Annotated in this window: 18 protein-coding genes and 1 pseudogene; 11 read left to right on the top strand and 8 right to left on the bottom strand. The window is 53.8% G+C overall.

Annotated features, from left to right (window positions below; genetic code table 11):
• Positions 1–45: 45 nt before the first annotated feature.
• The 5 genes from L248_RS09305 to L248_RS09285 all read right to left on the bottom strand — a co-directional run bounded on the left by L248_RS09305 (position 46) and on the right by L248_RS09285 (position 4319).
• Positions 46–1005, bottom strand: coding sequence for a hypothetical protein (locus L248_RS09305; RefSeq protein ID WP_040535950.1), 960 nt, complete (start codon positions 1003–1005; stop codon positions 46–48).
• On the bottom strand, positions 1002–1337 hold the full coding sequence (locus L248_RS09300) for a hypothetical protein (RefSeq protein ID WP_040535948.1): 336 nt from the start codon (positions 1335–1337) through the stop codon (positions 1002–1004). The genes L248_RS09305 and L248_RS09300 overlap by 4 nt, the downstream gene beginning before the upstream one ends.
• Complete coding sequence (locus tag L248_RS09295; protein WP_196812018.1) at positions 1300–2364, bottom strand: WxLIP family cell surface protein; 1065 nt, start codon at positions 2362–2364, stop codon at positions 1300–1302. Before L248_RS09295 ends, L248_RS09300 begins: the two co-directional genes overlap by 38 nt.
• Positions 2365–2455: 91 nt before the next feature.
• Complete coding sequence (locus tag L248_RS15240) at positions 2456–3199, bottom strand: WxL domain-containing protein (protein ID WP_022529943.1); 744 nt, start codon at positions 3197–3199, stop codon at positions 2456–2458.
• 301 nt (positions 3200–3500) lie between these two features.
• On the bottom strand, positions 3501–4319 hold the full coding sequence (locus tag L248_RS09285) for an AraC family transcriptional regulator (RefSeq protein ID WP_022529942.1): 819 nt from the start codon (positions 4317–4319) through the stop codon (positions 3501–3503).
• Between the two features lie 143 nt (positions 4320–4462).
• Here L248_RS09285 and L248_RS09280 point away from each other — a divergent pair, with 143 nt between their 5' ends.
• The 9 genes and pseudogenes from L248_RS09280 to L248_RS09240 all read left to right on the top strand — a co-directional run bounded on the left by L248_RS09280 (position 4463) and on the right by L248_RS09240 (position 15078).
• Complete coding sequence (locus L248_RS09280; RefSeq protein ID WP_022529941.1) at positions 4463–6655, top strand: alpha-galactosidase; 2193 nt, start codon at positions 4463–4465, stop codon at positions 6653–6655.
• A gap of 14 nt (positions 6656–6669) precedes the next feature.
• Positions 6670–7938, top strand: coding sequence for an extracellular solute-binding protein (locus L248_RS09275; protein WP_022529940.1), 1269 nt, complete (start codon positions 6670–6672; stop codon positions 7936–7938).
• Positions 7939–7954: 16 nt separating this feature from the next.
• Positions 7955–8827 (top strand): carbohydrate ABC transporter permease, encoded by an 873-nt coding sequence (locus tag L248_RS09270; RefSeq protein ID WP_022529939.1) that lies wholly within the window; start codon positions 7955–7957, stop codon positions 8825–8827.
• A 13-nt stretch (positions 8828–8840) separates the two neighbouring features.
• Positions 8841–9674, top strand: coding sequence for a carbohydrate ABC transporter permease (locus L248_RS09265; protein WP_022529938.1), 834 nt, complete (start codon positions 8841–8843; stop codon positions 9672–9674).
• A gap of 231 nt (positions 9675–9905) precedes the next feature.
• Entirely contained in the window at positions 9906–10085 is a 180-nt protein-coding gene (locus L248_RS09260) for a hypothetical protein (protein WP_022529937.1), read from the top strand.
• Positions 10086–10817: 732 nt separating this feature from the next.
• Entirely contained in the window at positions 10818–12122 is a 1305-nt protein-coding gene (locus L248_RS09255) for an ABC transporter substrate-binding protein (RefSeq protein ID WP_040535942.1), read from the top strand.
• Positions 12123–12248: 126 nt separating this feature from the next.
• Entirely contained in the window at positions 12249–13094 is an 846-nt protein-coding gene (locus L248_RS09250; RefSeq protein ID WP_040535939.1) for a carbohydrate ABC transporter permease, read from the top strand.
• Positions 13091–13933, top strand: coding sequence for a carbohydrate ABC transporter permease (locus L248_RS09245; RefSeq protein WP_022529934.1), 843 nt, complete (start codon positions 13091–13093; stop codon positions 13931–13933). Before L248_RS09250 ends, L248_RS09245 begins: the two co-directional genes overlap by 4 nt.
• 205 nt (positions 13934–14138) lie before the next feature.
• Positions 14139–15078: pseudogene (locus tag L248_RS09240) on the top strand (DUF7916 family protein).
• A gap of 195 nt (positions 15079–15273) precedes the next feature.
• Here L248_RS09240 and L248_RS09235 read toward each other — a convergent pair.
• The 3 genes from L248_RS09235 to L248_RS09225 form a co-directional block, all read right to left on the bottom strand.
• Positions 15274–15879 (bottom strand): RloB family protein, encoded by a 606-nt coding sequence (locus L248_RS09235; RefSeq protein ID WP_022529931.1) that lies wholly within the window; start codon positions 15877–15879, stop codon positions 15274–15276.
• A gap of 2 nt (positions 15880–15881) precedes the next feature.
• Positions 15882–17165, bottom strand: coding sequence for an AAA family ATPase (locus tag L248_RS09230; protein WP_022529930.1), 1284 nt, complete (start codon positions 17163–17165; stop codon positions 15882–15884).
• 174 nt (positions 17166–17339) lie between these two features.
• On the bottom strand, positions 17340–18218 hold the full coding sequence (locus L248_RS09225; protein WP_022529929.1) for an AraC family transcriptional regulator: 879 nt from the start codon (positions 18216–18218) through the stop codon (positions 17340–17342).
• Between the two features lie 150 nt (positions 18219–18368).
• On the opposite strand from L248_RS09225, the gene L248_RS09220 reads away from it, so the two are divergent.
• The gene (locus L248_RS09220) at positions 18369–19931 is read left to right on the top strand and encodes a glycoside hydrolase family 31 protein (protein ID WP_022529928.1); all 1563 of its coding nucleotides are present in this window, start codon (positions 18369–18371) and stop codon (positions 19929–19931) included.
• Positions 19932–19967: 36 nt separating this feature from the next.
• A complete protein-coding gene (locus L248_RS09215) occupies positions 19968–21164 on the top strand; it encodes an MFS transporter (RefSeq protein WP_022529927.1) in 1197 nt (398 codons plus the stop codon).
• Positions 21165–21215 lie beyond the last annotated feature (51 nt).

The raw sequence follows: 21215 nt of genomic DNA, 5'->3' as shown, positions 1-21215 counted from the left end.
TCCAAGATTTTGTACGTCTCTATCCATTTTCGCCACCTTCATGAATTATTGGGGTGTCCACTGATAAGATGGCGTAAAGCCAGTTGGAAATATCTTCACATCATCTAAAAGAGCAGGCTTGTATGATATTGTTTTGTTTACTATCGTTGTCTGAGGGAGCAGGCCACCCACAATAACGTTGGCATTCCCCGAAACGGTTTGCGGGTCGGCCCCTGCATCATTTGTTGCTTTGGCTGGAATGTTAAGGTAAAGTCCGGAGTCATTCCTCAGCATTGCGTCAGTGGGCGGGGTGATTGATGTAAATGTAGTGGACGTACCAGTGGCAATTGAAAGATTGCCATAATTACTTGGCTCCGTCCAGGTAATGTCCGCAGTGGTATTAGCCGGCTGTACGTTCGCTGCCAAACTAGTACTTTGACCCCAAAAAATGGTTCTCGGCGTAGCTTGAGGATCTATTGCGGTCGCAGGAACAGGATTGGCCAAAATATTCACTTTGGTCATGGCACTATATGCTGTCGCCTGGAAAGGCCAGATGGTACCGTAATTGACAGCAAATTGAAAATAATAGGTGCCCACTGGAAGTGAATTACCAATATCGACGTTCACGGTTGCGCCTGGTGTCACAGCATTAGTCAAGCTCCATGAAGCAGAGCTTGAAAAGTCACTCCACTTTCCATTACGAAAGATTTGCGTTGTTACACTGGTAATTTTATTGACGACACCACTATCATACGTTGATGTAAACGATACCACTCTCTTTGATTCACTTACAACAAAGTTCGCACCACCTGGTTGCGCTGTTAAGCCGTTCCAAATAAACCAGCCTCCAAAAAGAAGAGGAAGTGCCCATCCGTTACTAGTTTGATCTTTCGGTGGCGTTGGTGCAGTATCCGCTGCCTGAACATTAATTAATCTACTGGCAGGCGGCTGATACCCAATCAGTGTTGTACAACCTAGGGCAAAACAGCTCAGAATTATAAAAGTCTTCAGCAACCACTTCTTCACTCCGCCCGCCTCCTTTCCCACAGCTGGTAACCAGCCATGCTGGTCAACGCGACCAGCTCAAAACCAATGACCACCAGGAGCGGTGTGGTCACTTCGTTAGTTTGCGGGAATACGCCGCTCTGTTTCTTATGGATTGAACTGCTTGGTTTCGTTTGGTCGTGGTGGGGCGGCGTTGGTTTCTTATCCTGGACCACAGTAAACTGCACTGTGCTCTTGCCCGTGCCCTCGGCTTGCACGGTGCCCGGTTGAGCGGCCGTCGTCAGTGTAAGGGCGCACCACAAGACTACGCCAGTCTTATAGAGAATGGTCAGTATGCTTTTCCTCTTCGTCATGTTTGTGCCCCCTTCGCACGCCGAGCAGGTAAAGACCATAAGCAACAATCAGGACAGCCAAGGCGATGGCAGCCCATAACAGCCATTTCTGCCAATCCAGTTTCTTGGCCGGTTGGGTAGCACCCAGCTTATTCGCATCTTGTTGACTCACCGTGAAGTTGCGTTTGAAGTGCCACGTCTTCCCCACCGCATTGATCGTCATATAGAGTGTGTAATCCCCAGCCGGAATGCCGTCTTTGTTCACGGGGACCGGCAAATCAAAGTTGGAATTTGGCGCCATCGAGCCATTCGTCAAAGTTTTCTTGAACTTCGTCTTACTGTCGCCTTTCGCTGTAATACGGCTGTTGACGGTCATCTTACCGAACAACTGAGGTGCCCGGTTCTGAACTCGGGCGAAGACGACGGGTGTTTTGTTTTCCACGCCGGGCCGCACTTGCTGAAGCTTCAGATCGGGCATCAAAGTTTTATCCGGATTTTCGCTGAGCAGGACACCCAAGGCCATAGCAAACCGGTTATGCAGCATTTCACTCTTGTCTGCCGCCTTCACCGGCGTCACGTCCAGCGCATAGATGCTGCCCGCAATCTGCCCCTTGAAACCCTTTGCCGGCACCTGATACTCGAAGGTGACCGACTTGCCCTCGCCAGGAGCCAAGGTCACCGTGACCCCCTTCGACATCATCCCAGCCAACGGATACTTCAGGGTCGGATCGGCTTTTTTCGTGCTGGGGGTGTAATTCATCTGCCCTGCATTGGTCGTCGTGGCCGTTACTGGCGTCAGCTTGATTGTTCTCGTATCGGTTTTGCTGGTATTCTGCACCTGCACACCGAATTTGCCGCGTTGCCCCGGTTTAACCTTCAAGACGAAGTAGCCAATGTTGGTATCCGTTTGGTTGCTCGGATAAAGCGGTGAGATGTAAAACTCGGACCCCTGCTGACCCGCTGCTTGGACAGTTGGCATGACCCAGAAAGCCGACAGCACCGCCAGTAAAACAGCCAAGCCGACACCCCATCGTTTTTTCCGTACCATACTGATCCTCGCTTCCTGATCAAAAGTCATTAAGAGAAAGATGGCGGCGCTTGCGTGCCGCCATCGTGGTGCTTATTTCAAAGTGAAACGGTTAAACTGCGCCGGCAGTCAGTGTCCAAATAATGTCGGATTGGTAAACAGCACCATTGGGCACTTTCCCGGTGGTCGCTTTGAATTCAAGGGAGGCTGATGCCGGTGTATTGATTACCCACTTCGTCTCACCTTTGCCCTCAGTGGCCGCAGCAGTGTACAACGTGGCCGCCGTCGTGCCAATGGTGGGCGCATTGATTGCCGGGTTGAGTGTAGTGTTGACTTTGTTGGTCCCGGTGGCTGTGAGGGCCATTGTGGTTCCGGTAATTGGGTCAGCGCCGTCTGTCATAGATGTGAAGGACGGACCCAACTGCGCTGTCAGCTTCCAGCCAGCAGTCGCCCCGCGCAAGTCATTAACAATCAAATTACCGTCGGCATTCCCGTCAAATGCCGTACCGTTCTTAGACACTACCCCGGCAGTGGCGACATCATTGTTAACCAGCTTCTGTGTCCCACCGTACAGCAGCGTTTCCATCGGCACTTCGCCGAAGTTCAAATCAGGGACAGCCATCAGCTGCAATGCACCGGCCCCTACCGTAAACTGGGCTGTTGAGTTGGCTTTTGCGGCACCGTCACCATCTGCGATAAAGCCTTGACCAGTGCTCTCAACAACGGTTGTCAAAGCCGAGGCTGTATCTTTACCCGGTCCATGATTGACAGCCGCCTTCGCCGGCGCGGCCGTGAACATCGCCCCGCCAAGCCCCAGCAACGCTGTCGCTGCCAATGCAGCATATGTGCGTTTCATGAAAAATCGCTCCTCTCAAAACTCCTTGTTAATCGGTTCACGCTACACCTTAATTATACAGAATCCGCTGCCACTGGACAATATCAGCCTAGCCCAAATGGCCGTCAAACGGTTTCAATATTCATTAAGAATATGCATGATTCTTGATATTAACCCCTTTTCCTGAAAAACACCAGCAAAAGGGCCCGCTTAGCCAATCCCCGTACAACTGCGGAGCAGCACCGATATAGTCCCACTTTTTAAGTACCCAGCGGCTGTTGGTTGATGCGTCTGCCACTCCAGTTTCCACGCTATACAGCCGTCACTGCCGAAACGCCCGCGGGCTGACCCCCACCGCCCGCTTGAACGCCTTCGAAAACGTGAAGGCGTCGCGGTAGCCCACGCGGTCGGCAATGGCATCGACACCGCTGGCCGTGTCCCGCAGCAGCTGCTTGGCTTCGTCCATGCGCAGCTGGGTCAGGTACTGTTGGGGGCTCATGTCCGCAAAACGGCGGAACAGGGCATATAAGTAACTGCGGGACACATGCAGTGCCGCGCACACGTCGGTGACGTTGCAGCGGCGGGCGTAATTCTGGCGCATGAAGGCCACTGCTTGGTTCATCGTCGCCGTGGCGCCGGCCCGCTCTTGCGCCCCCTGCCCCGGGAACTCTTGCAGCAGATCCGCGAACATGGCATACAGCCGGCTCTGGACCTGGAGCTCGTTGACCAGGCTGGTCGCGCCGTGCAGCGTCTTGAACAGCGCCGCGAACTGTGCTGCAAAGCGGCTATCGCCCACCTTTCTTAACCAGTACTTGTCGCTCAACCCGCTGCGGGCAAACAGCTCGCCCAGATGCAGGCCGGACAAGCCGATCCACTCGTAGGCCCAAGGATCGTCGCCATCGGCCTGGTAGAAGCACGGCACCGCCTGAGGAAGCAGAAAACAATCCCCCGCTTGGAGGGCCACAGTCTTCCGGCCCGCACTGGCGAACCGGCCGCGACCGGACACGATGAGGTGGAGGACGTAACTGTCCCGGACATTATTGCCGCCGAAGGCATAATTTGGGTGGGTCTGCTCCTGACCGTAAAACACAATGTTACAGTCTACATGTTCAATATCGACCCGCTTGTACTCAATGTCCATCAGTATTCCTCCTGATATATCTGTCATTATGTCCTGTCTCCATTATGACATATTTCGAGCGGACTCCGCCATGTTTATGTTTTCTCCCCGCCGGTACACTGAACAGTATAGAAAACGATTGCAGAACCAGGGAGGAATTCAGCATGTCAGACTTGATCACGTACGACCCGGATCAGCGGGTCTTCCACCTGCACAACAGCAGCATCAGTTACCTCTTCGCCATCGAAGACGGTGATGTGCTTAGCCACTTATACTTTGGCCCCGCCGTCGCCGGCTATCACGGCCAGCGCCGTTATCCCCGCAAAGACCGGGGCTTCGCCGGCAATTTGCCGGTGGCCCATCCCGAGCGCGGCTTCTCCCTGGACACCCTGCCCCAGGAGATCAGCAGCCGCGGGGAAGCCGACTTCCGCACCCCGGCCTTCGTTGTCCGCCAAGCCAGCGGTGCCGAGGCCAGCCGCTTCACTTACCAGAGCCATCAGATCATCGCTGGCAAGCCCAAGCTGCCCGGACTCCCCGCCGCCTACGTGGAGTCCCCCGACGAAGCGGCCACGCTGATCGTCACGACCATTGACCAGCCCAGTGGTCTGCTCGCCGACCTGTACTACACTATCTACCGCGACCGGGCGGTCATCGCCCGCTCCGTCCGTTTCCGCAACCCGGCGGCCGCGGAGCCTGTCACCTTGGTCCGCGCCGCCTCCGCCCAGCTGGACTTCCCTGCCGGCGACTGGCGCGTCCTTTCTCTCCCCGGTGCCCATGCCAATGAGCGCCACGTGCAGACCGAGTGCGTCGGTTACGGCGTGAAGGCCTTCGCCAGCGGTCGCGGCACCACCAGCCACCAGATGAATAACTTCATCGCCCTGACCAGTGCGGATGCGGACGAGTGCCACGGCGACGTCTACGGCATCGACCTGGTCTACTCCGGCAACCACGCCCTCACCGTCGAGCGCGACCAGATCGACCAGGTCCGGGTCGTGGCCGGCATCAATCCGGCCAACTTCTCCTGGGCGTTGCAGCCGGGGGCTGAGTTCCAGACCCCTGAAGCCCTGCTGGTCTATTCCGACACCGGCCTCAACGGCATGAGCCAGACGTACCACAGCCTCATCCGCGAGCGCATCGTCCGCGGTCAGTACCGCGACCAGGAGCGGCCCATCCTCGTCAACAACTGGGAGGCCACCTACTTCGACTTCACCGAAGCCAAGCTCAAGCCCATCGTCGACGACGCCAAGCGTCTGGGCATCGAGATGTTCGTCCTGGACGACGGCTGGTTCGGTCACCGGGACGACGACACCACCAGCCTCGGCGACTGGGTGGTCGACCGCCGCAAGTTCCCCCTGGGCCTCAAGCATTTCGCCGATTACGTCCACCAGCAAGGCCTCCAGTTCGGTCTCTGGGTCGAGCCAGAGATGATTTCTATGGACTCCGACCTCTACCGCGCCCACCCGGATTATCTGTTAGCGGTACCAGGAAGAAAACCGTCGCCTTCCCGCTTCCAATACGTGTTAGACCTGAGTCGAGAGGACGTGCGCGCCAATATTGCCGGGCAGTTATCCGACCTCTTGGACGGCGGCTACATCGACTACATCAAGTGGGACATGAACCGGCACTTGAGCGATGTTTATTCCCAAGCCCTGCCGGCCGCGCGCCAAGGCGAGGTGCTGCACCGTTACACCCTGGGCCTCTACGCACTGCTGGAAGAGCTGACCACCAAGTACCCCCACGTTCTGTGGGAGGGCTGCTCGGGCGGCGGCGGCCGCATCGATACCGGCTGGGCGTACTACATGCCCCAGTCCTGGACCAGCGATAACACTGACGCCGTGGCTCGCCTGGGTATCCAGTACGGCACCTCGCTGGTCTACCCGCCCAGCACCTTCACTGCCCACGTGTCGGCGGTGCCCAACGAGCAGACCGGCCGCACGACGCCGCTGGCCACCCGGGCCGCCGTGGCGATGAGCGCCGTCTTCGGCTACGAGCTGGACCTGACCAAGCTGACCAAGACCGAGCAGAAGGCCATCGCCCAACAGGTCGCCACGTACAAGCAGCTGCGTCCGCTGGTCCAGTTCGGCCGGTTCTACCGGTTAGAACGCGGCAACGACTACGCCTGGATGTTCGTGGCACCGGATCAAAGTGAAGCCTTACTGGTCACCTGCCACCTGCTGGTGAACGGCCAGCCGCCGTTCCACATCGTCAAGATGACCGGCCTCGACCCGGCCAAGCACTACGAAGACACCGCTACCCATACCGTTTACGGCGGTGACGAGCTGATGCACTTGGGACTGTACCAGCCTGTCGTGCGGGAAGACTTCGCCGCGCACGTGGTCCATTTTCTAGCTAAATAAAGGAGTGGGGAAACATGACACACTGGTTCAGAAAATTCGCCGGCATTACCTTGCTGGCCACCTCCGCGATGCTGCTGCTCAGCGCCTGCGGCAGTAATAGTAACAGCGCTGGCGGCGTCACCACCATTGAGTTCTTCAACCAGAAGACCGAAATGACGGCGACCTTGCGCAGCATCATCAAGGACTTCGAGAAGAAGAATCCGAAGATCAAGGTCACCTTGAGCAACGTGCCCAACGCCGGCACTGTTCTTAAGACCCGGATGCTGTCGGGCAACGTGCCGGACGTGATCAATACGTATCCGCAGAACATTGACTACCAGGAATGGGCCAAGGCCGGCTACTTCCAGGACATGACCCACGAAGCCTACATCAAGAACATCAAGAATCACTACGCCCAGCAGTACGCGATCAACGGTAAGGTCTACAACGCCCCGCTGACCGCCAACGTCTACGGCTTCTACTACAACAAGACAGCGTTCGCCAAGCTGGGGCTGAAGGTGCCCCAGACTTGGAGCGAGTTCGAAACGCTGGTGAAGACCATCGAGGCCAAGGGCAAGACGCCCTTCGCCCTGGCCGGGACTGAGGGCTGGACGCTGAACGGCTACCACCAGCTGGCGCTGGCCACCGTCGCCGGCAGTGCCGACGCAGCCAATAAGATTCTGCGTTACAGTCCGGTCAACGGCATCAAGCTGAGCAACCCCGTCATTCAAGGGGACATCACCCGGCTCAACCTGCTTCGCGGCAATAACGCCGCCCAGAAGAACTGGAAGGGTGCCAGCTACAACGACGCCGTCGTCGCCTTCACCAAGGGCGAGGCGTTGATCATGCCTAATGGTTCCTGGGCGAACCCGGTCATTAAGACTCAGGAACCCAAGTTCAAGGTCGGCACCTTTGCCTTCCCCGGCAAGGAGAAAGGCCAAGAGCTCACGGTCGGTGCCGGAGATATGGCCCTGAGCATTTCTGCCACGACCAAGCACAAGGCCGCGGCCAATAAGTTCGTCGCCTACATGGCCTCCCCCGCTGCGATGCAGATGTATTACGACGTGGACGGTTCGCCTTGTTCCGTCATCGGCGTCAAGCAGAAGACCGGGGCTGACACGCCCCTGGGCGGTATCGCCAAGCTGGCCTTCACCAAGCACCAATTCGTCTGGATGGCGCAGCATTGGAACAGCGAGAACGATTTCTTCACCCTGACCACCGATTACGTGACCACCGGCGACAAGAACAACCTGGTCGCTGAAATGAACGCATTCTATAATCCCATGAAAGCCAATAACAACTAGGAGGGGGACATCCATCATGCAAAAATTCATTAGTAAATACTGGGGCTGGCTGTTCCTCATCGTCCCCCTCGTACTCCAACTGATCTTCTTCTACGCCCCGCTGATCCAGGGCGCGTTCTACAGCTTCACTGATTGGACCGGCCTGACGTACAACTTCCACATGGTCGGGTTCAACAACTACAAGATCCTCGCTTCGGACCCGCGCTTCCTCAAGTCCATCGGCTTCACCCTCATCCTGACCCTGTGCATGATCGTAGGAGAAATTGCCTTGGGCATCTGGATCGCCCGCATCCTGAACAGTAAGATCAAGGGCCAGACCTTCTTCCGCGCCTGGTTCTTCTTCCCCGCCGTTCTCTCCGGCGTGACCGTCTCTCTGATCTTCAAGCAGGTCTTCAACTACGGCTTGCCCGGCATCGGCAACTTCCTGGGCATCAAGTGGCTGCAGACATCGCTCCTGGGCACCCCCGCCGGCGCCATCTTCTCGGTCATCTTCGTGATGCTCTGGCAAGGCGTGGCCATGCCCATCGTCATCTTCCTGGCCGGCTTGCAGAGCATTCCTGACGAGATCAAGGAAGCCGCCCGCATCGACGGCGCCAATGACAACACCATTTTCTGGAAGATCGAGCTGCCCTACCTGCTGCCCAGTATCTCCATGGTCTTCATCATGGCGCTCAAGGGCGGGCTCACCGCCTTCGACCAGATCTTCGCGCTGACCAGCGGCGGTCCCAGCAACGCCACCACCTCGCTGGGCCTGCTGGTCTACAACTACGCATTCAACAACAACTCGTACGGCTACGCCAACGCGATTGCCCTGGTGCTGTTCATCCTGATCGGCATCATCTCGCTGATTCAGCTGCGCATCTCGTCGCACTTCGAGATCGATCAATAAGGGGGAGCTTAATATGATAGAAGAAAAGAAAACACATAACGTCGGCAAATACATCCTGCTGACGGTCGGCGGTATCCTCATTCTGATTCCGCTGCTGGTCACCCTCTTCAGTTCCTTCAAGACGACGAAGGACATCATGGCGAACTTCTTCGCCTGGCCCAAGCCCTTCACGCTGGACAACTACCAGCGCCTGCTGGCCGACGGTGTTACCCACTACTTCCTGAACTCGGCGATCATCACCGTCGTCTCGGTCCTGCTGGTGATGCTCATCGTGCCCATGGCCGCCTACTCGATTGCCCGGAACATTTCTAAAAAACGGGCCTTCAGCTTGATGTATACCTTCCTTATTCTGGGAATCTTCGTCCCCTTCCAGGTCATCATGATTCCCATCACCGTCCAGATGAGCAAGCTGGGGCTGGCGAACATGTACGGGCTGATGCTCTTGTACTTGACCTACGCGATCCCGCAGACGCTGTTCCTGTACGTCGGCTATATTAAGATGAGCGTGCCGGTCAGTCTGGACGAGGCGGCTGAAATCGACGGCGCCAACAAGATCACGACGTACTTCAAGATCGTGTTCCCGATGCTGAAGCCGATGCACGCGACGACGCTGATCATCAACGCGTTGTGGTTCTGGAACGACTTCATGCTGCCGTTGCTGATTCTGAACACGGATAACAAGATGTGGACGCTGCCGCTATTTCAGTATAACTACCAGTCACAGTACTTCAGTGACTACGGCCCGTCCTTTGCCTCGTATGTCGTCGGTATTGTGACCATTACCATCGTGTATGTGATCTTCCAGAAGAATATTATTGCTGGGATGAGTAATGGAGCGGTGAAGTAAACCGCCACCCGACAGTAATTGCAATATTGTATTGGCAATTCTGCGCATGTCATCGCAGAATTGCCTTTTTTCTGGCGGGTTTTGGGTGGGATTGGTATCACAGCAATCAGTTGCGGTTTCCGACATGTTACTGTTCTCTTTTACAACCGACACATTACTCATACCTGTGGACATCTACGTTGGCAGCCACCATGCGTGTTGGTTATAATACACTAATGAGGTGGTTGACTGATGGAATATAAATACAGCATGGACGAAATGGACAAGCAAATTGACGAATTCTATGACAAGTATGATGTTTACAAGATCGTCGCTGTCATGGCCGGTTTGGAGCCACCGTTGAAGCCTCATTACGACAAAGATGGCAACCTTTTACCCGTTCGGCCGTCCAAAACCGAAAAGTTCCATTAATCAGTCGGGAACCAAAATACTGGCCGTCACAGCAGGAGTAATTTCCACTGTGACGACCAGTAGCTTTTTGCCTTTCAACTGAAATATAGAAATCCAAATTCAGCTGAATCTCTTGGCGGAAATGGCTTAGACGCCCCAAAATTAAGTACACGCCATTAAACTAGGGACGTTCCCCAGCCTCCTGGCCGCGCCATATTGCGAAAAACCCGGCGACATGTCTCGATCACCCCGGCTAATAACTCCGGTATGCGACGCAGAAGAAAACTTGCGCTTTTGTCGTGCAGTCATAAAGTCTAGAACGACGGTCTTGAAGGGCAAAAAGGCCGATTGAGCTTTCACATTGCAGCAGCAAGGTAAAACTTTGCCTCAAAATGTACCAGATCAAGCAAAGCACCTCATACCATTCACGTAGAAGTGGGATGAGGTGCTTTTATTCTCCTTTGTACTATTGAGTTGTGCACGCCTAATTCAGCGCAACAACAAGATGACCAATTTGAGGTTTCATTCACTAAATGTTTTTCTTTTCGTTTCCTGTCAAACCAGCCGAATAATGGGCACTATGACCGCCTACCTGCCTTTATTTGCGGATTTTATGTGCACCGTGCCCAATCAAACTGATATATATCGAATCGTTTAGTGAATTTTGTTGCTTTTTTACCGGTAAAGATCTACCATTGAACTTGAAGTTGGGAACGCTTCCAATGGGAGACTGTTTCTTGAGGAGGAAAAATCATGAAGTTAAAACATTTATTGGCCGGTGTGGCTGTAATCGCACTTGGTGCTCTTTTAACCGCTTGCAGCGGTGGTGGCAGCAAAACATCATCTAGCAATAATAGCAGTGGAAAAACTCTGACCGTCTGGTGCTGGGACGAGACATACAACACCAAGGCAATGCAAGATGCCATTGCCTCTTACAAGAAGGCAAACGGCAAACAGAAGGTAAAAATCGTCACGATGGCTCAAGACGACATCGTTCAGAAATTAAACACCGGCTTGGCCTCGGGAAATAACAAGGGATTGCCTAACATCGTCCTGATTGAAGACTACCGCATTCAAGGCTATCTGACTTCTTATCCAGATGCTTTCAGTGATTTGAGTAACATCGTTAAGAAGGATGACTTCTCCAGTTACAAGGTTGCCGCAGGTACAAAGGGCGGCAAACGTTATGGTGTGCCATTCGACAGTGGTGTCGCTGGTCTCTTCTACCGGACGGACATTCTGAAGAAAGCCGGCTACTCCGATGCCGACATGCAGAACATCACATGGGACAAGTTCGTTCAAATCGCCAAAGATGTAAAATCCAAGACAGGCACTTATATGATGACCCAAGATCCCAGTGATTTGGGCTTGTTGCGCATCATGATGCAATCCGCTGGCTCTTGGTACTACAAGTCCAACGGTAAGACTGTCAATTTAGCAAATAACCAAGTACTGAAAGACGGTCTCAAAGTCTACAAGGAATTGATGACTGATGGGACAGTTGAAAAAGTCTCCGGCTGGGATGCTGGCGTCGCTGCAGTACAAAAAGGTAAAGTGGCCACTGCCCCGACTGGTTCCTGGTATTCAAGTACTATCCAAGGCGCCAAAGATCAAAGCGGCAAGTGGCGAATTGCACCGATTCCTCGTCTAAGCGGTGATGATTCTGTCAATGCGTCGAGTATCGGTGGTGCAGGTTGGTATGTTTTGAAAGGATCCGGTAATGTTGCCGGTGCGAAGGACTTTTTGAAAAAGACCTTTGCTAGTGATCCCAAGCTGATGAATACCATTGCCAAAGATATCGGTGCGGTCGCTTCACTGAAGAGTGCCTTAAAGCAGCCCAACTACCAAGCAGAGTATCCTTTCTACTCTAACCAGAAGGTCTTCAATGACCTGTTGACCTGGGCTAAGAAGGTCCCAGAGGTTAACTATGGCAGCGGCACATATCAAATCGAGGACGTATTGAAAGATCCTGTTTCAGCCATCGTGAAGGGTGCCAATGTGGACTCCACTTTGAAGGATGCCCAAACACAGGCAGAAGCAGCTGTTAAGAACCAGTAAAGCAGCACATGTATCGTACAATGCAACTCGTCTTTCATCGATACGAGTTGCATTGTTCATTTTTCCTACCATTTCGGAAAGAGGGATGCAACTGTGAAAGACAACTTAGCACGACGCAAAAATCGAATGGGATGGGGATTTTTCAGTCCAAGCGTGATCCTAATCTCCGTGATGGTCTTCATCCCCATGATTTATGCGCTGTTCACTTCATTCATGGCTGGTCCGCCAGTCAACATGCACTGGGTCGGCTTGCAGAACTACCAAGCGATGTTCAGCGATAAGACCTTCCTCACGGCCGCAAGTAACACTTTCCTGTACCTTATTGTACAGGTCCCTATCATGTTGTTCCTGGCGATGATTATCTCAGTTATGTTGAACGATAACCGATTGAAATTCCGCGGGTTGTACCGCACCGCGATTTTTCTGCCGTGTATCACCTCGCTGGTTTCTTATTCCTTGATTATGAAAACAATCTTTGCTCCGACGGGTATTGCTAACAAGCTCTTGATGGATGTCCACCTCATTGGCGCACCCATCCAATGGCTGACTGATCCGTTCTGGGCTAAAGTACTGATCATCATTTCAATCACGTGGCGTTGGACAGGGTACAACATGATTTTCTTCCTGTCTGGACTACAAAACATTGATACCGAAATCTACGAGGCTGCCGAAATCGACGGTGCTTCCCGGTGGAAGCAATTCACCCGGATTACGATCCCGATGCTGAAGCCCATCATTCTGTTCACGGCAATCACCTCAACAATTGGGACATTGCAACTGTTCGATGAAGTAAACAACATCACCAAAGGCGGCCCAGGGAATGCCACGACAACGCTGTCTCAATACATCTACAATCTCAGTTACAAGTACACACCGAACTTTGGATATGCAACAGCCATTTCCTTCGTTGTTGTCATTGCCATCGTGGTTCTATCACTGATTCAACTGAAGGCTGGGGGTGAAGACAAATGATGCGTAAGAAAAGTCATTGGGGATTGATTGGCGAGTACGTATTCCTAACCATTATCGCCATCATTTCAGTTTTCCCATTTTACTTTATGATTGTTGGGATGACTTCCACTTCGCAAAACATTGTTGCTGGGAGCTTAGCCTTTGGTGGAGAACTGTTCAAGAACTTTCAAAATCTGTTCTCCAATAATTTAGGATTCGTTCGTGCATTGGGCAATTCTGCTTGGATTGCCGTCATCCAGACAATCCTCGCTCTATTTATCTCATCGTTAGCAGGTTACGGCTTCGTCATCTACCATACCAAGCTATCGAACAGAGTGTTCAATACGCTGTTGCTCTCGATGATGGTCCCGTTCGCCGCTTTGATGATTCCGTTGTACCGGATGTTTAGCGCGTTAAGCAACACACCGTTCGAAATCTTCGGAATCAACACATTTGCGTCTGTCATTTTACCGTCGGTTGCCACTGCCTTTCTGATTTTCTTCTTCCGTCAGAATGCAAAGGCATTCCCAATCTCGTTAGTTGAGGCAGCACGCATGGACGGCATGAGTGAGTTCAATATCTTCACCCACATCTACATGCCGTCATCAAAAAACACGTACGCCGCTGCAGCCATCATCACGTTCATGAACTCCTGGAATAATTATCTGTGGCCATTGGTCGTATTACAGTCCGACGACAAGCGGACAATTCCACTGGTACTTTCCGCCATGGGTGCATCGTACACACCAGACTACGGCATGATGATGTGCGGCATCGTGATTTCCACCTTACCGACCGCGATTCTGTTCTTCTTCTTACAACGGCAATTTGTTCAGGGTATGCTGGGATCCGTTAAGTAGCATCACTACCTTATCGATTGCTGATTCAAAGCGCCTCGGGAATTTTCCCGAGGCGCTTTTTTTCAGAAATGTGAACCCCAATCCAGCAATTTCAACTACTGCGATACTATATAATGGCATTGTGACTATCAATGAGCGAGCAGTCAGGCTTCCTTTTGATTTGTCGTCACCTTCACGCAACTTGTTTTGCGGGATGACGCATTGACTGCGGCAACTAAAGAAAAGAAATCCACCCACGACAACCAGATTAATCAGCGCCAACACCGCGAAGTCCTCAAAGTGAACGGCACCGAACTGAAGCAAAGCATCAAGGTCGGGTCGTTCTCAGCGAGAACGTCGTCGGCCACGAGGTCGGGGACGGCTTACCGAATCAGAGATCGCCGCAGCCTTCGGGGCCGACCTCATCCTCCTGAATGGATTGGACGTCTTGAACCCTACCATCTTCGGTCTCTATCCGAACAAAAGGGCCGTCGTTCATCACGACGGCCAGAGTATCAAGCGGCTGCAGCACCTGGTGGGCCGCCCCATTGGGGTGAACTTGGAGCCAGTGGATCCGAATGCTGATATGGCAGGGAACCGGTTAGAAATTTCGGCTGGCCGCCAAGCCAGCACGGAAACGATGGTCGAAGCTGAACGGTTGGGCTTCAACTTCATCTGCCTCACCGGCAATCCTGGCACCGGGGTGACCAATGCCCAAATCGCCGCGAATGTGCAGGTCGCCAAAGAAGTTTTCTCCGGCTTAATCATCGCCGATAAGATGCACGGCGCGTGTAAATGAACCCGTTGTCAGTTTGGCTGCCGTCCGTTCCTTCCTGGAGGCAGGCGCTGATGTTATCCTGGTGCCGGCAGTGGGTACGGTTCCTGGTCTGACCGACGACGAAGTCCAGGCCGTCCTGAAGCTGGCTCACGCTCAGGACGCGCTGGTGATGAGCACCATCGGCACCAGTCAAGAAGGCTCCGGCGCCCGGTACATCGAAGATGTTGCTATCCGTAACAAGACCAACGGGGTGGACATTCAACATGTCGGCGATGCCGCCTGGGACATTCAGTCGCCATTCGAGAATATTTACGCAATGAGCATGGCCATTCGCGGCGAGCGATTCAGCGGATGCGCGGTCGCTCAACCGCTAATTCAGAATCAATAAGAAATGGACCGGTACTGGAAGTAGCCGTTGTTGACGCAATGATGACACTCTGGTCGCAGTTCATTTTTGACTCTTACATCCAGCTTTATTTGTCATCAGACAGCGGCCAACCACAGATTGCCCCACACGAACAGAGCCGGACCACCACAGACGTCATAAACCCTGTGGTAGTCCGGCTTCTTCCTCCCAGCAGGGCTAGAATTCATCTGTGCCGAATATTTCCCCAATGTACTGGTCAATGTTAGTGTACGGATTATTCTGAAACCACGGGGTATTTTCTCCAACATGGAGCCTGTGGGCATTCTCAACAGCGATCTTTACTCGGTCATAAAGATAGTCATCGTATCGCTGACCTTTGAATTGTTGATATTCGGTATTGAAATATTCCTCCCGAGAAAGAATGCGATACAGTTCGGTTGGCGTATAAGCGCGCGTCACGGGCTGGAAATGGAGTAGAATCCACACTTCGATATTAATGCTGGAAAAAATGATTCGCATGTCGTTTGCCTTCGCCAAGGCAATACACTCGCGCATTTCGGAATCTGAAATTTGGTCGCGGTCAAAAACCACATACGCCCTTTCAATACGCTTTTCTCCGGATAGCCGATTCATCTTCGCAATAGCTTTTTTGAGCAGCGGGAGTCCCTGCTTACGCAACGTGTCGACCTGTATTTTCTGAGGATGGACATTAACACTGCCGTACTTTGCCTTGAGCATCTCAAAATAGCGTGTTTCCGACTCGCCCTCGCAGTATATGGCAATAATGGGCTTGATTGGGAGATTTCTCTTCTTTCTGGCCATCGTTACTTCTCCAAATCCTGTGCGGGCTGGGATTGATTTAATGCCTCCAGCATACCAGACAGCCGAATTTGCGGCACCGCACCGAAGCGTCCTTCAATGTATCGCTTCATGAACTGGACATCGTTACGTGCGCTTGACCGACTGTCTTGAAAATCAAAAATGGATTTCAATTCGCTTCGTCCTTTGAAATTCTTCTCTACGAGATAGATTTGGTCTGTCCGCAAGTTGGAATTCAGCAGTTGCAGTTCGTGGGTCGTGAGAATGAACTGATTTTGATTCTGCTTTGAGTTAAACACATCGAGGAGGGCACGAGAAAGCTCGAAATGCAGTGAATCGTCAAATTCATCAAAAAGCAGCGTCTTACCATTGCCAGTCAGTTGAGCATAAATAATGGATAACGCGATCAGAAATATTTTCCCAGTCCCTTTCGATTCGCTTGCCAGTGGAATTTCCTGCTGCCCCACGACATCACCGTCTGCATTGTACTTCTTGTGCACAGCGTACAATTCTTGGCGTGCTTGGGGAATATCACCTTCGAACTTAAGCGCCCGCAAGACCTCAACAAATTGTTCAGGCACTGTCACTGGCACATCACGAACCTTGACGTCAATAATGTTGAAGTCTGCAAATTGTAAAAACCGCAACAGTTCATTTTTGATTCTGTCATCATTGACCAACTCTGCCAATTTATCGGGAATTTGCACATCGTTGACAAAAAGCAGATCCTCTTGGAACCACTGCATCACTGAAATGGCGGCAGCATCATTGCTTTTCTGGGCCCCAAAAAGAAGAAGCGAATTGCTCTTAGTAGCGTTGGCAACAGACTTGAGCTGCTCCGGTAGAACAGGGAACTGCTGACCTTGACGTTGAAAATAGACCTTGTGGCTCGCCTTACTAAATGTCGTCAATTGTTCTCGAACGATTTGATCACGGGTATATTCAAACTCGTATTTGAATTCCTTGCCGCTGTGGTTGAACCGCACGGAAAACAACGTTGGTTGGTTGGGCGATTCCGTTTGCAACAAAAAAGGCCGATAGGGAAGCTTGTCGGTTGCTTTGGTGGTATCGTTCAAGACCATGGAACGCATGTAACGGAGCCCTTCCAATAAATTGGACTTACCGGAACCGTTGGGTCCAATCACGACGAGACTCTTCAGAAGATTGGTCGTGTTTTCTCGGATGGTATTGGTTTCTTTCAGGCGGCTCAGTCGGGCCCCCGTCTCAGCGGACAGTGTTACCTCACGTTCGAATGACGCAAAGTTGCGCGCAGAAAAATCAATCAGCATGGAATCCCCTCCTTGACTTCAAACCACAAGTCTTTCCGCCATTGTATCATTTTTTGACGGAAATTATTCTTTCAGTTCACGGATTCCTGTGATTTGGGAGACTTTTTAATAATTCAGACTGCGGCAGCACCCCGCGAATACCTGTAACGGTTTGTCCGCCTTTCTTCCACCCTCTCACCCCGTCACATGCGCCTCCGGCCGCCCCAACCGCGCTGCCCGATATGCCCGCGGACTCACCCCCGTCGCCCGCTTGAACGCCTTCGAGAAATAACTGGCGCTGCGAAACCCGCTGGCCTGGGCCACTTCGGCCACCGGCCAGTCGGTAGTGAAGAGGATCTCCTCACTGCGCGAAATGCGAAACGTATTGAGATAAGCCTTGACCGAGAGACCAGTATACCGCTTGAAGACGGTGGATAGATAAGCCCGGTCGAGATTCAGACGGGCGGCCAGGGCGGTGACCGTCAAATCGTCGCGGTAGTTCTTCTGGATCAGCTGGATAACCGCATTGACATGGTTCCAGGCGGCAGAAGCGTGGCCGGTGATGTAATTGCGCTTGGGCGCAGTGAGTGCCACCGGTTCGTGGAGGCCAGCCAGCTCGGCCAAGATGGCACAGGCCCTGCTGGTGACGCGCAGGTTGCCGGCCCACGTGGGCTGATAGTCCCGCATCATCGCCGTCAGGGTCTGCCAGATACTTCTGGCCACCTCATCGGGGAGCGTTAAAAAAGGATAGTCGAAGCCCAGCGCCGCCACGGCTTGGAGTGCAAAAGAACCGGCCAAGGCGATCCAGCCGTAAGTCCACGGCTGGTGATGATCCGCCTGATAGTAGACCAGTTCGTTGGGGCGGATTAGAAAGGCTTGACCGGCATGCAGCCGATAGGTCCGACCGCCGACGATCAGGCGGCCCTGACCCGTGTGAATAAAATGCAGCAAAAAGTATGGCCGCGCACCGGGGCCATACGCATGATCTGGGAAACACTGAGACTGGCCGCAGAACGCCACCGTCAACGCCGGATCGCGCTCACCGGCCATGCGGACCAAGGTTTCTTTCTCCACTTTGCTCTACCTCCTCGCTTCCATTCTATACCCAACAAAATGACAAGTTTTCCGAACACCTTCGCCGGCGTAAATGCCGAAAGCGCTGTTATGATAAGAGTAGAAGGTTTGATAAGACTTGAAAGACATCATGCACTGGGGGCATTTGGTATGAGTAAGTTGAAAGAATTGCGTAGTACGTTAACCGACACGGTGACACTTCCCATCCAAGAAGGTGAATATTGGTACGGCGGCTGCGTCATGGATGGGCCGGTCTATCCGTTCACCCGGGGCGCAGACTACCGCCTGGATATGATTAATTTGAACAGTCCCAACCAGGTGGCGCCGAGCTTCCTTTCTACCCATGGCCGGGCCATCTGGAGCAATGAGCCGTTCAGTCTGCGGGTCGTGGGCGATAATATGGAGATCATCACCCGGTCACCCCTGTTCGTGGACGATTCCGGCAAGAACTTGAAGGATGCCCAGCAGACGCTGGCCAAGCACGTCTTCGCGCTGGGTAAGATGCCGCCGGCTGAGTTCTTCCGGATGGCCCAGTGGAACGACTGGATCGAGCTGCTTTACAAGCAGAACCAGGCGGACGTGCTGAAGTACGCCCACGGCATCGTGGACCACGGCTTCCCCGCCGGCATCATCATGATCGACGACTTGTGGGCCGAGTATTACGGCCGCTGGGCTTTCTCCGTGCGCAAGTTCCCGGACGCCCCAGCGATGGTCAAGGAACTGCACAATCTGGGCTTCAAGGTCATGGTTTGGGTCTGCCCGTTCATCACACCCGATACACCCGAGTTCCACTACCTGCGCGACCACCACATGCTGACGGAGAACAGCAGCGGTGCGCCGGTCATCCGTCAATGGTGGAACGGTTACGGCGCCCTGCTGGACCTTTCTAACCCAGATACGAGAAAGTGGCTCAGCGACGCCCTGCACAAGGTCGAGCACGATACCGGCGTGGACGGCTTCAAGTTCGATGCCGGCGACCCGCAGTTCTACGACGACAACGACGTTACCCGGATGCACCTGACCAAGACTGAGGGCAGCCAGCTCTGGGGCCAATTCGGTTTGAACTTCCCGTACAACGAGTACCGGGTGAACTTCAAGAACCAGGGCGCGCCGCTGGTCAACCGGCTTCAGGACAAGTCCTTCGAATGGGGCACCGGCGGCCTGTCTGAGCTGATTCCTGACACCCTCACCCAGGGCCTGCTTGGCTACTACTACAACTGTCCCGACATGATCGGCGGCGGCGAGTACCTGAGCTTCCTCGGGAAGAAAGGTGACCTGGACCAGGAGCTGATCGTCCGCAGTGCCCAATGCGCCGCGCTGATGGCAATGATGCAGTTCTCCGTGGCGCCGTGGCGGGTCCTGGACAAGAAGCACTTGGACCTCTGCATCGCGGCGGCCAAGCTGCACACGCAGTACGCGGATTATATTCTGGCGCTGGCCCAGAACGCCGCCAAGACCGGCGAACCAATCACCCGGCCAATGGTCTACGACTACCCGGAGACGCCGCTGCAGTTTGTGAAAACCCAATTCATGCTGGGCGATAAGCTGCTGGTGGCCCCGGTCCTGGAGAAGGGCGCGACCACCAAGACCGTCTACTTCCCGGCTGGCCAGTGGCAGTCGATCAATGATGCCGCCGATGTCGTCACGGGCAGCGGTGAGCAGACTGTCCCGGCGGACCTGAGCACCTTGCCGGCTTATAAGAAGATCGATTAACAAGTTTCACGTGAAACAACTGAAAGGACTGAAACTATGATGGATGCAAAAAAGCGTGAATCGACGCCTTTGCTGAAGTACTCGTTACTGTCCATTTCACTGGTCCTGACGAGTGCCTACGCCATTTCGGCGACGCTGCCCGCCATGCACCGGGCGATGCCCCAGCAATCCTTGGCGTCTTTGGAGACCTTGGCCACCGTGCCGACGTTCTCTGTGATGATCATGATCCTGCTGAGCAGCTGGATTGCGAAGAAAATTGGGGCGAAACTGACCGTCGCCATCGGCTTGCTGCTGGTGGGCTGTGCGGGGACCGTGCCGGCCTTTACCACCAACTACGGGCTGATCCTGGTGTCCCGGCTATTGCTGGGGGCCGGCTTCGGGATCTTTAACTCCCTGGCTGTCAGCCTGCTGTCCGTCTTCTTCAGCGGCGAGGTGAAGACCCAAGCGATTGGGTTCCAGAGTGCCTTCCAATCCATTGGGAATGCCGTCATGACGTTCATCGCCGGCTTGTTGCTGGCGGTGAACTGGCACCTTTCTTACCTGATCTACTTGGTCGCCTTCCCGATTCTGATCGTGTTCTGGCTGTTCGTACCGAATGTGGCCGCGACCAAGCCGGCGGACAAGACGACGGCGAAGGTGCATCAGCATGTGAACCTGAATGTCATCGGTCTGGCGCTGACGATGTTCGCCTTCATCGCCGTGCAGGCGGCGTTCAATGTGCGGATTCCCACGCTGGTAGTGGACGCCGGGTACGGCAACGCCACGGAAGTGAGCACCATCCTGAGTATCACGACGATTGTCGGGATGCTTGCCGGACTGCTCTTCGGCAATCTGCACAAGGCCATTAAGCAGTATGTCTTCCCGCTGGGGGCGCTGAGCATGGCGCTGGGGACTCTGCTGACAGGATTCTCGAATAATCTGTGGCTCACCGGCCTGGGCACGATCCTTGTGGTCGGTGTCGGCCCGACTCTGCTGGGTTCCTACGCCTTCAACCGGGGCACCGAAGTCGTCGATGAACAGTCGGGCACGCTGGCCACGTCGCTGATCCTTATCGGCTGCAACCTGGGCGGTTTCTGTGCGCCGTACATCATGCGCTTCGTCGAACTCTTCGTTAGCGGCAACGCCAACGTGATGCTGGTCTTCGGAATCTTCTCCCTGATCATGACCGCCGTTTTGTGGGCCGTTAGCGTTCGGTTGGGCCACCAGCAGCACTTGGTCAGCCACACCGCATAACGGTCTAGACCACGACTTAAGTCCCATTGAGAAAGCCTGCGGTCACTCATA

Origin of the sequence: Schleiferilactobacillus shenzhenensis LY-73, assembly GCF_000469325.1 — a bacterium.
Classification (GTDB): Bacteria; Bacillota; Bacilli; order Lactobacillales; family Lactobacillaceae; genus Schleiferilactobacillus; species Schleiferilactobacillus shenzhenensis.
Note: the sequence above shows the minus strand (reverse complement) of the source record. Positions and strands in the feature narration are given on the sequence as shown.